Origin of the sequence: Agromyces tardus (assembly GCF_003710805.1) — a bacterium.
Lineage (GTDB): Bacteria > Actinomycetota > Actinomycetes > Actinomycetales > Microbacteriaceae > Agromyces > Agromyces tardus.
Window position 1 is genome coordinate 1 of record NZ_RHHB01000076.1, and the last position, 10,078, is coordinate 10,078.

The 10,078-nt window shown below is 74.3% G+C and carries 11 protein-coding genes; 1 reads left to right on the forward strand and 10 read right to left on the reverse strand.

Annotated elements, in window-relative coordinates; genetic code table 11:
- Positions 1-107 precede the first annotated feature (107 nt).
- From EDM22_RS18795 to EDM22_RS18840, 10 genes are all read right to left on the reverse strand, one after another.
- Positions 108-1,172, reverse strand: a complete 1,065-nt coding sequence (locus tag EDM22_RS18795; protein WP_245989557.1) for a FecCD family ABC transporter permease — start codon at positions 1,170-1,172, stop codon at positions 108-110.
- A gap of 29 nt (positions 1,173-1,201) precedes the next feature.
- On the reverse strand, positions 1,202-2,179 hold the full coding sequence (locus EDM22_RS18800) for a siderophore-interacting protein (RefSeq protein ID WP_122938612.1): 978 nt from the start codon (positions 2,177-2,179) through the stop codon (positions 1,202-1,204).
- Between the two features lie 112 nt (positions 2,180-2,291).
- On the reverse strand, positions 2,292-3,716 hold the full coding sequence (locus EDM22_RS18805; RefSeq protein ID WP_122938613.1) for an amidase: 1,425 nt from the start codon (positions 3,714-3,716) through the stop codon (positions 2,292-2,294).
- A 21-nt stretch (positions 3,717-3,737) separates the two neighbouring features.
- Positions 3,738-4,316 (reverse strand): GNAT family N-acetyltransferase, encoded by a 579-nt coding sequence (locus EDM22_RS18810; protein ID WP_122938623.1) that lies wholly within the window; start codon positions 4,314-4,316, stop codon positions 3,738-3,740.
- A 67-nt stretch (positions 4,317-4,383) separates the two neighbouring features.
- Complete coding sequence (locus tag EDM22_RS18815; RefSeq protein ID WP_122938614.1) at positions 4,384-5,076, reverse strand: uracil-DNA glycosylase; 693 nt, start codon at positions 5,074-5,076, stop codon at positions 4,384-4,386.
- Entirely contained in the window at positions 5,076-5,798 is a 723-nt protein-coding gene (locus tag EDM22_RS18820; RefSeq protein WP_122938624.1) for a type 1 glutamine amidotransferase family protein, read from the reverse strand. Before EDM22_RS18820 ends, EDM22_RS18815 begins: the two co-directional genes overlap by 1 nt.
- Positions 5,795-6,331, reverse strand: coding sequence for a phosphoribosyltransferase (locus EDM22_RS18825; protein ID WP_122938615.1), 537 nt, complete (start codon positions 6,329-6,331; stop codon positions 5,795-5,797). The genes EDM22_RS18820 and EDM22_RS18825 overlap by 4 nt, the downstream gene beginning before the upstream one ends.
- A gap of 62 nt (positions 6,332-6,393) precedes the next feature.
- Positions 6,394-7,119, reverse strand: coding sequence for a Type 1 glutamine amidotransferase-like domain-containing protein (locus EDM22_RS18830; protein WP_122938616.1), 726 nt, complete (start codon positions 7,117-7,119; stop codon positions 6,394-6,396).
- Positions 7,120-7,169: 50 nt separating this feature from the next.
- Positions 7,170-7,991 carry a potassium channel family protein gene (locus EDM22_RS18835; RefSeq protein WP_122938617.1) on the reverse strand — a complete coding sequence of 274 codons (822 nt, stop codon included), beginning with the start codon at positions 7,989-7,991 and terminating at the stop codon, positions 7,170-7,172.
- The gene (locus tag EDM22_RS18840; protein WP_122938619.1) at positions 7,988-8,776 is read right to left on the reverse strand and encodes an SDR family oxidoreductase; all 789 of its coding nucleotides are present in this window, start codon (positions 8,774-8,776) and stop codon (positions 7,988-7,990) included. The genes EDM22_RS18835 and EDM22_RS18840 overlap by 4 nt, the downstream gene beginning before the upstream one ends.
- Positions 8,777-8,879: 103 nt before the next feature.
- Here EDM22_RS18840 and EDM22_RS18845 point away from each other — a divergent pair, with 103 nt between their 5' ends.
- Positions 8,880-10,058 carry an acyltransferase family protein gene (locus EDM22_RS18845; RefSeq protein ID WP_122938620.1) on the forward strand — a complete coding sequence of 393 codons (1,179 nt, stop codon included), beginning with the start codon at positions 8,880-8,882 and terminating at the stop codon, positions 10,056-10,058.
- The last annotated feature ends 20 nt before the right edge of the window (positions 10,059-10,078 follow it).

The following is a 10,078-nucleotide window of genomic DNA, read 5'->3' on the forward strand; positions in this document are numbered from 1 at the left end:
GGCGCCGGCCACGACGGCGAGCGTGCGCCGGTGGGCGGTCGAGCGGGCGCGGGCGACGGATGCCGCGACCCGGCCGTGCTCGGCCGCGAGCGGATCCAGCGGCAGGCTCACCACGAGGCACCGCCGCGGCGGCGCACGAGCGCGATGAGCACGGGCGCGCCGATGATCGCCGCGACGATGCCCGCCTCGAGCTCGGCGGGCGCGACGACGACCCGGCCGAGCACGTCGGCGGCGAGCAGCACGGCACCGCCGAGCACCGCCGCGACCGCCGTGATCCATCGGTAGTCGGCGCCGACGAGCCCACGGGCGGCGTGCGCCACCGCGAGCCCGAGCAGCGCGATGGGGCCGGCGAGCGAGGTCGCCGTGCCCGCGAGCACGACGACGGCGACGGCGGTGACGATCCGCGTCGTGCCGATCCGCACCCCGAGGCCCCGGGCGACGTCGTCACCCAGGGAGAGCAGGTTGAGCCGCCCCGACAGCCAGGCCGCGAGCAGCAGCCCCGCCACGAGGAACGGCCAGAGCGCCGCGACCGTCTCGATGCCGCGGCCCGAGAGCGATCCGACCGACCAGAACCGGTACTGGCTGAGCGTGCCCACGTCGCGGATGAGCAGCAGCGAGATGAGCGGGGTGGCCGTCGCCATCACCGCCGCCCCCGTCAGGGCGAGCCTGGCCGGGCTCGCGCCCGACCCCGCCGACCCGATCGCGAACACGATCGCCGCGGCGAGCGCCGCTCCCCCGAACGCGAACCAGACGAACCCGAAGGGCGACGCGACGCCGAGGAAGGTGATCGCCGCCACCACCGCGAGCGACGCGCCCGCGTTGATGCCGAGCAGGCCCGGGTCGGCGAGCGGGTTCCGCGTCGCGCCCTGCAGCAGCGCCGCGACGGCGCCGAACGCCGCTCCCGCCATCACGCCGATGAGCGCGCGCGGCACCCGCAGCTCCCGCACGACGAGCTGGTCGGCGTCGGATGCGTCGGGGTTCGCGAACGCGGCCCACACGACGTCGAGCGGCACCTGCCGGGTGCCGATCGCGAGGCTCGCGACGACGACGAGGGCGAGCACGCCGAGGGCCGTCGCGAGCACCGCCGGCCGTGGCCCGCGCCGTCGCAAGGGGAGCGCGGGCGGCGGGGTCGGGCGGGCGGGCGCGGGCGCGGGCGGCATCCGTTCGGTCATCGTTCGTGCTCGCGGGTCGCGGTCGCGGGTCAGTCGAGCTCGGCGCGGCCGAGCCGCCAGTAGCCCATGAAGGCGACCTGGCGGCGGTCGAGGCCGGCCTCCTTCACGAGGAACCGGCGCAGGGTCGTGATGACGGATGCCTCCCCCGCGAGCCAGGCGTAGCAATCCCCGTCGAGGCTCGTGCCCTCGGGCACGTCCCACAGCACGGCATCGCTGGCGGCGTCGACGTCGGGGCCCGGGCCCGGGCCGGTGGGCTCGAGCGCGGCGCGGGACGCGGCATCCGCTGCCGTGGCGCACTCGCGGAGCCGGCAGGTGCGCGCGACCCGGTCGCGCACGGCGGGGATGAGCCGCTCGCCGTGCCGCGCGCCGGGCGAAGTGCGGGGCAGCCAGCGCACGTCGACGCCGCTGGGCGCCCGGACCTCGAGCCGGTCGTCCGGCGAGGGGATCTCGATGAGGGCGGCGCCCTGCGCGTCGGCGGGGAGCGACTCGAGGATCGCGCAGATCGCCGGGGCGGCGGTCTCGTCGCCGGCGAGCAGCACGGTCTCCACGTCGCCGGGGCGCCAGTCGATGCCGATGGTGCGGCCCTCGCTGAGCTCGTCGGGGCCGATGAGCAGGATGTCGTCGCCGGGGGCGGCCTGCAGGGCCCACGCGGATGCGGGCCCGCCGTCGCCGTGCCCCACGAAGTCGATGTCGACCTCGCGCTCGGCGGGGCGCACTGCGCGCACCGTGTAGGTGCGGAACGGGTTGCGCCGCTCGGCGGGCAGCTCGCGCCACGCGCGGTACCAGTCCTCGTCGGCCGGGAAGTGCGCGAAGCCGGAGCCCGCGAGCGGCAGCACGACCTTGACGCGCTGGTCGAATCCGGCGGTGCCGAACTCGGCGAGCTCGTCGCCCGCGAACGTCACCCGCGTGAAGTGCGGCGTGAGGCGTTCGACCCTGGCCACCGTCGCCCGGAAGCTCCGGTAGGCGGGACGCGGCCGCGCCGCGGCTTCAGCGAGTGAGGTAAGCATTACCTAAGTCTTGCATACGCCGCCCAGCGCACCGAACCCGGGTTCGGAGCCGTGCGGCGACGTCCGGCGGTGTGCGGCGACGTCCGGCGGCGGCGGCCGGCGGCGGCCGGCGTCACCACACCGGCGGATGCCGCCGCCCTCGCCGAGCGGCCCGCTCGAGCTGCGCCGCGAGCGCGAAGAGCGTGGCCTCGCCACCGGGCCGGCCGATGAGCTGCACCGACACGGGCAGCCCGTCGTCGCCGTCGTACACGGGCAGCGTGAGCGCTGGAAGCCCCGCGACGTTCACGAACGAGGTGAAGGGCGTGAATCGCACCTGCTGCGCGAAGTTCTCCTCGCCGTCCTCCGCGTCGTACCAGCCCACGGGCCGGGGCGGCAGCGCGAGCGCGGGCGTCAGCACGGCATCGAACGGTGCGAACCGGCGGATGACGCGGCGCTCGAATCCGGCGAGCCATGCGAGCGCGGTCGCGAGCTCCCCCGCGCCGAGCTCGCGACCGCGCTCCATGAGCCAGCGGGTGAGCGGCTCGAGCAACTGCTCCTGCTCGGCCGTGACGTCGATCGTCGCCGCGCCCGCCTGCCAGATCGCGCGGAACGCCGCAGGATACCCGGGCTCCGGCTCGGGCGCCATCGCCTCGACGCCGTGCCCGAGCCGGTCGAGCAGCTCGATCGCCCGGTCGAGCCCCGCGCGCGCCCGATCGTCGAGGTCGATGTCGGTGAAGTCGTCCCACGGGCTGTCGGTGGCGACGCCCACCTGGAAGCGGCCCTCCCCGCGGATCGCCGCGCCGAGGAACGGGCCGTCGCCGCCGGGCGCGCGCACCGCGAACGGATGCGCGACGGGGTAGCCGGTCGGGGCGATCATGCCGTCGAGCAGCAGCGCGGCATCCGCGACCGTGCGCGCGAGCGGCCCCACCACTCCGAGCCCCGCGAGCCGGTCGAGCCCCGATCCGGCGGGCACGCGTCCACGCGACGGCTTCACGCCCACGACGCCGCAGGATGCCGCGGGGATGCGCACCGATCCGCCGCCGTCGGATCCCGGGGCGAAGGGCAGCATCCCCGACGCGACCGCCGCCGCGGCCCCGCCGCTCGACCCGCCCGCGCCGAGGGCGAGATTCCACGGATTGCGCGCCGGACGCCCGGCGAGCGGCTCCGTGTACGACGGGAGCCCGTACTCGGGCGTCGCGGTCTTGCCGAGGCTCACGCCGCCCGCGGCGTCGAGCGCGAGCACGAGGTCGTCGGATGCCTCGGGCACGTGCCCGGCCCACGCGCGCGAGCCGAACCCGGTGCGCACGCCGGCGCGCGGGTGCAGGTCCTTGTCGCCGAGGGGCATCCCCCACAGCGGCGCCGCCTTGGGCACCTCGCGCTCGACGAACCGGGCGCGCTCGAGCGCCGCCTCGGGCGTGACCGTCGCGAACGCGCCGAGCTCGGGGTCGAGCCGCTCGATCCGCTCGAGGAAGTGGCGGGTCGCCTCGACGGGCGACACCTGTGCGCGCTGCAGCAACTGGTGCAGCTCGACGGCGGTGTACTCGTGCAGCTCGGTCATGCGTCGAGCCTACGCACGCCGCTACTTGAGCGACTTCTGCAGCAGCACCGTGCCGAGCCAGCGATCGAACTTGAAGCCGACCCGGCCCATGCGCCCGATCTCCTTGAAGCCGAACTTCTCGTGCAGCGCGATCGACCCCTCGGCGCCCTGGTCCGCGATGACGGCGAGGATCTCCTTCAGCCCGGCCGCCTTCGACGCGGCGATCAGCTCGCCGAGCAGCGCACGGCCGAGGCCCTTGCCGGATGCCGCGGGACCGAGGTAGATCGAGTCCTCGACCGTGTAGCGATACGCCCGCTTGGGCTTCCACGGCGACACGAGCGCATAGCCGAGCAGCTGCCCCGACGGCGACTCCGCCACGAGGAACGGCATCCCCAGCTTCTGCAGGTGGGCGAACTTCGACTTCCACTCGCGGAGCGTCATCGCGTCCTCGTCGAACGTCACCGTCGAGTTCGCGACGTAGTAGTTGTAGATCTCCCGCACCGCGGGGAGGTCGGTGGCCCGAGCCGGCCGGATCGTGAACGTGAACGGGGTCTCCGGGGGCGGCGGCTTGCGCAGGTGCGGCGGCAGCACGCGACGCTGCTGGTATTCCTCCTCGAGCATGCCGAACACATTACGCGCCGGTTGTTGCGGCCGGATGTCGCGGCATCCGATCGGACGCGGACCCGCTTCAGTCGAGGAGCCGCCAGTCGACCGCCTCGCCCCCCTGCGCCGCCAGCAGCGCGTTCGCCCGGCTGAACGGCTTGGAGCCGAAGAAGCCCCGGCTCGCCGACAGCGGGCTCGGATGCACCGACTCGATGCGGGGCGTGTCGCCGAGCAGCGGCGCTAGCCCCTGCGCGTCGCGTCCCCAGAGGATCGCGACGAGGGGGGTGCCGCGCGCCACGAGGGTGCGGATCGCGTGGTCGGTGACCTCCTCCCAGCCGGCGCCGCGATGGGAGGCGGGGGCGCCGGGCCGCACGCTCAGGCACCGGTTGAGGAGCATCACGCCCGCGCGGCTCCACGCGCCGAGGTCGCCGTGCTCGGGCGGCTCGACCCCGAGGTCGTCGCGCAGCTCCCGGTAGATGTTCTGCAGGCTCCGCGGGAGCGGCCGCACGTGGCGCTCGACGGCGAACGACAGGCCGATCGGATGTCCGGGCGTCGGGTACGGGTCCTGGCCCACGATGAGCACGCGCACGTCGGCGACGGGCGCCTGGAACGCCCGCAGCACCCGGTCGCCCGCCGGCAGGTAGCCCCGTCCGGCGGCGACCTCGGCCCGCAGGTAGTCGCCCATGGCCGCGATGCGCGGCGCGACGGGGGCGAGCGCCTCCGCCCAACCCGGGTCGATGAGTCCCGCGGACGCGAGCTCGGGCAGCGTCGCCGCCATCAGCCCGTGATGCTGCGCACGACCACGCCGTCGTCGGCGGCCGTGACGCTCCAGACGCTGCCGGCCCCCGCGACGCGCAGGCCGACGGTGCCGATCGAGAAGAGCGTGTTCTCGTCGATCGCGATGCCGCCGTCGACGAGTCGGGCCTCGGTCGCGGCGATGAGGCGCGTGAGCGTGCCCCATTGGGCGGCGTGGCAGTCGATCGTGAGGTCGACGAGACCGATGCCCGGTTCGACCGTGACGTCGTCGAGGTCCTCACCGGCCTCCTCAGCCACGACCGGCACCCCGCCGATGCGCCAGCCACCGAGCAGCGCGGTGTCGGCCGCGATCGCGGCGCCCGCCGAGAATCCGAGGTAGGGCAGGCCGGATGCCGCGAGCCGCCGCAGTTCGCCCGCGATCGGCTCGATCGCGGTGCGGTAGGCGGGCGTGAGCCCGCCGCCGACGAGCACGCCGTGCGCGCCCGCGAGGTCGGATGCCGCGAACTCGCCGTCCTCCGGCACGACCGTGACCGCGAGCTCGACCGGCGCGACGGACTCGAGCACGGCGATCCAGCGCGCCGACTGCTCGGCCGCGTCGGAGTCGTCGGCGACGAGGAGCACCGCGACGCGCGCCCGCTCGGCGCCGTCGCGCTCGGCCGCGGTCGTCACCTCGGCGAGGAAGGGACCGTAGACGGATGCCGCGTGGTCGCGGTCCCAGCCGCCGCCGACGAGGTGCACGCTCATGCCGAGCCCTCCGCCGTCGTCGCGGCCACCGTGACGGGCGGCAGCGCCGACCACGGGAACACGATCCACCGGTCGGTGCGCTTGTAGTCGAAGTCGGGCACGAGCACGGTGTGCGACTTGGTGTAGAGCGTGGCGGTGCGCACCTCGGCGCCCTCGGCGCGGATGATCGCCACGACCTTCGCGAGGGTTCGGCCCGAGTCGGACACGTCGTCGACGAGCAGCACGCGCTTGCCGCCGAGGGCGGGCGCGTCGAGCATGGGCGGGTGGAGGACCGGCTCCGGCAGGCGCTCGTCGATGCCCGAGTAGAACTCCACGTTGATCGAGCCGCACGCCTTGGTGCCGAGCGCGTAGGCGATCGCGCCCGCGAGCAGCAGGCCGCCCCGGGCGATGGCGATCACGACGTCGGGCTGGAATCCGGAGCGGAGCACGTCGCCGGCGAGGGTCCTGGCGGCCTCGCCGAACTCGTCCCAGGCCAGGATCTCGCGCGGCGGTCCGTCGACGCCCGCGGCGTCGTCGTTCGCATCGAAGGTCATCCCGTCAGGCTACCGGGCGACAGGGCGGTCGGGCTCAGCGGGGAGTCGAGGGTCGACGCCCGTCAGGCTCCGATCGTGGCGACGAGCACGCCCTGGTCGGCGGGCACGACCCGCCAGACGCTGCCGCTCCCCTCGACCCGCAGGGCGCCGTCCCCCACGATCAGCACCGTGCGCTCGTCGATGCCGAGCCCGCCGGCGACGAGCCCGGATTCGACGGCAGCCACCAGGCGGGAGAGCATGCCACGTTCGGCGACGTGCACCTCGATGGCCACGTCGACCAGGCCGATGCCGGCCTCGATCTCGAGCTCGGCACCCGGATCCTCCGGATCCTCCGGTGCGACGACCACCCCGCCGATGCGCGAGCCGCTCCCGAACGAGCCCTCGGCGGCGATCATCGCGCCGGCAGAGACGCCGAGGTAGGGCACCCCGCCGGCGACCAGCCGACGCAGCTCCCCGAAGACCGGCTCGAGTCCGGCGCGCACCTCCTCGACGAAGCCGCCGCCCACCGCGATGCCGTCGACGTCCGCGAGCGCGGTCAGCCGGATCGGCTCGCCGGATCGCCCAGCGGTCAGCTGCACCTCGATCTCGCGCGCGCCGTCGGACGCGGCCAGCAGATCTGCGAGCGCCGCGGCCTTCTCCTGGGCCTCGGGGTGCAGGGAGATCACGGCGATGCGCGGCCGGGCGCGACCCGCGGCGGCGCCCCGCAGGGCGGCTTCGGCGACGAACGGCGCGTACAGCGCGGCGTCCCTACTGGTGGTCGCGCCGCCGCCGACGAGGTGCACGCTCATGCCGCGCCCACGGCGGTGGCGTCGTTCGCATCGAAGGTCATCCCGTCAGGTTAGTCGGCGGTCGCACCCGAGGGCGGTGCGGCATCCGCCGACGCCGTGCCTGCGGCATCCGCCCGCACCGCAGCGTCCTGCGCTCCCGGCGCCAGGGCGCCCGCGGCAGCCGGGTCGACGTCGCCGACGAGCGTCGGCGCCCCGAACGTGTCGCCCTGGCTGTGGCGCAGGCTCGCGACGCGCTCGTTGAGGTAGGAGATGAGCGTCGCCGAGGCCGTGCCGACGATCGCGATGCCGCCCGCCATGAGCATCACCGCGTAGAGGCGGCCCAGGGAGGTCACCGGGTAGGTGTCGCCGTAGCCGACGGTCGCGATCGTGACGACCGCCCACCAGATCGCGTCGCCGAAGGTCACGATGTTCGCACCCGGCGCGTCCCGCTCCACCTGCAGGGTGGCGAGCGCGATGAAGAACACGAACGCGGTCGCGTACGCGAGCGCGAGGGAGATGAACTGCGCGCGCACCGCCGTCGAGGTGCGGCGCTGCAGTGCCGGCAGGTTCTGGATGAGGCCGACGACGCGCAGCGCCCGGAACACGGGCATGATCGCCGAGAGCACCTCGATCGGGTGGTGCCATGCGTAGTGCCAGCGGCGCCCGCGCGGCGTGAGCCCGATGCGCACGGCGACGTCGACGACGAAGATCGCCCACGCGAGGAGGAGCACGGTGTTGAGCACCAGCGAGACCCAGTGGGGCCGGTCGGTCCACAGCACGAAGACGCTGTAGGCGACGACGAACAGCACTCCGAGGATGCCGAGCAGGCGCGCCGTCGCCGCGACGTAGCGATCGCGGCGCGGGTTCGGCGGGTGCGCCCTCGCCGTCGTCATCCGCCGACCTCGTCCCGCACGTGGAGCGGCCCCTTCGCGAGCCGGTAGGGCGCTGCTTGCGCGACGGGCTTCACCACGATGAGGTCGAGGTCGACGTGCCGTGGCTTCAGCACGGCGTCGGCGATGACGGCCGCGATGTCCTCCGCCACGAGCGGCTCGGGCACCCCTTCGTACACCGCGTCGGCCCGCGCCCGGTCGCCGCCGAAGCGCACGAGCGCGAACTCGTCGGTGCGCACCATGCCGGGCGCGACCTCGATCACGCGGATCGGCTCGCCGTTGAGCTCGAGCCGCAGCACCTCGGTGAGCGCGTGCGCCGCGAACTTGGCCGCGTTGTATCCGCCGCCGCCCGCGTAGGCGACGTGCCCCGCGATCGACGTGACGTTCACGATGTCGGCGACCCCGCGCTGCTGCGCGCCGCGGCGCAGGAGCGGCAGCAGTGCGCTCGTCACGCGCTTCACGGCGAGCACGTTGACCTCGAACATCCACGCCCAGTCGTCGACGTCGGACTCCTCGACGGAGGCGAGCCCCTTGGCGCCGCCCGCGTTGTTCACGAGCGCGTGGATGCCGCCCGTCGCCGCGAGGCGGTCGCGGAGCGCGGCGACATCCGCCTCGCTCGTGACGTCGGCGACGACGACCTCGGCGCCCGTCTCCTCGGCGAGCGCTCGCAGCCGCTCTTCGCGCCGGGCGACGGCGACGACCTCCCAGCCCGCGGCCCGCAACGCCCGTACCGTCGCCGCCCCGATGCCGGAACTCGCCCCCGTGACCACCGCTCGCAACCCGTTCATGCGCCCATTCTGCCGGGTCGCGGGGCGACGCCCGGGCCGTGGGTCCCGTGCGGCGTGCGAATCGGGCACGCGACGTCGCCGGCGGGTGCGGGACAATGGGTCGATGCAGTCGACGCCCGCCGCCCGCGCCCACCACCTCCGGCGTCGCGTGCCGCTCTGGGACAACGCCCGCTGGATCGCGATCACCCTCGTCGTGATCGGGCACGGCATCCTGCCGCTCATCGGCGAGGACGACGCCGCGTACAGCGTCTACCTCTTCATCTACTCCTTCCACGTGGCGGTGTTCGTCACGGTGGCGGGCTACTTCGCCAAGTCGGGGCCCCCGAACTCGCGGGCGCTGCGGCAGATCCTCACCGACATCGTCTTCCCGTACTTCATCTTCGAGACGATCTGGACGATCATCCGGTTCGCGCTCGGCGGCTCGTTCGAGCTCGACTACACCACGGCGTCGTGGACGCTGTGGTTCCTCATCGCGCTCGCCGTGTGGCGCATCACGCTGCCGTACCTCGTGCTGCTCCGCTACCCGCTCCTCATCGCGATCGCGATCTCGATCGGCGCCGGCTACACCGAGTCGATCGACTCGACGCTCGCCCTCTCGCGCACGTTCGGCATGCTCCCGTTCTTCGTCTTCGGGTGGAAGCTGCGCCAGTGGCAGATCACGGCCCGCTGGCTCGACCTCCCGACGGCGGTGGCGTGGCGCTGGCGAGCGGGGGCGATCGCGCTCTTCGCGGGGGTGCTGCTCGTCATGCCGATGGCGATCGAGACGTGGCGCGACCTGAAGCTCCGCCGCTTCATGCTCTACGACGAGTCGTACCAGGCGATCGGCTACGACGAGCCGTGGTCCGGTGCGATCCGGCTGTTCCTGCTCCTCCTGGCGATGCTGCTTGCGGTCGCGTTCCTCGTGGTCATGCCGCGCCGCGCCACCTGGTTCACGGCGTTCGGCGGGGCGACCATGTACATCTACCTCCTGCACTCGTTCGTGCTCTTCCCGTTCCGCGAGACGCCGATCCTCGCTGGTGCGCAGCCGTTCTGGGTGCTTCCGGCGATGATCGTCTTCTGCATCGGCATCTCGATCGTGCTGTCGCTGAAGCCCGTGCGCCGTGTGTTCCGGCCGCTCGTGGAGCCGCGGGCGCGGTGGCTGTTCCGCCCGGAGCCGTCGACCGCCACCGGCACGATCGTGCTCCCGCCCGAGGCGCTCCCGCCGCTGCCGCCACCCGCCTCCTCGGGGCCGCCGGCCGAGCCGCCCGCGCCCGCTCCGGGCGAGGGCGCACCTCGCGGCTGAGCGGATGCGGCGCGCTCTCG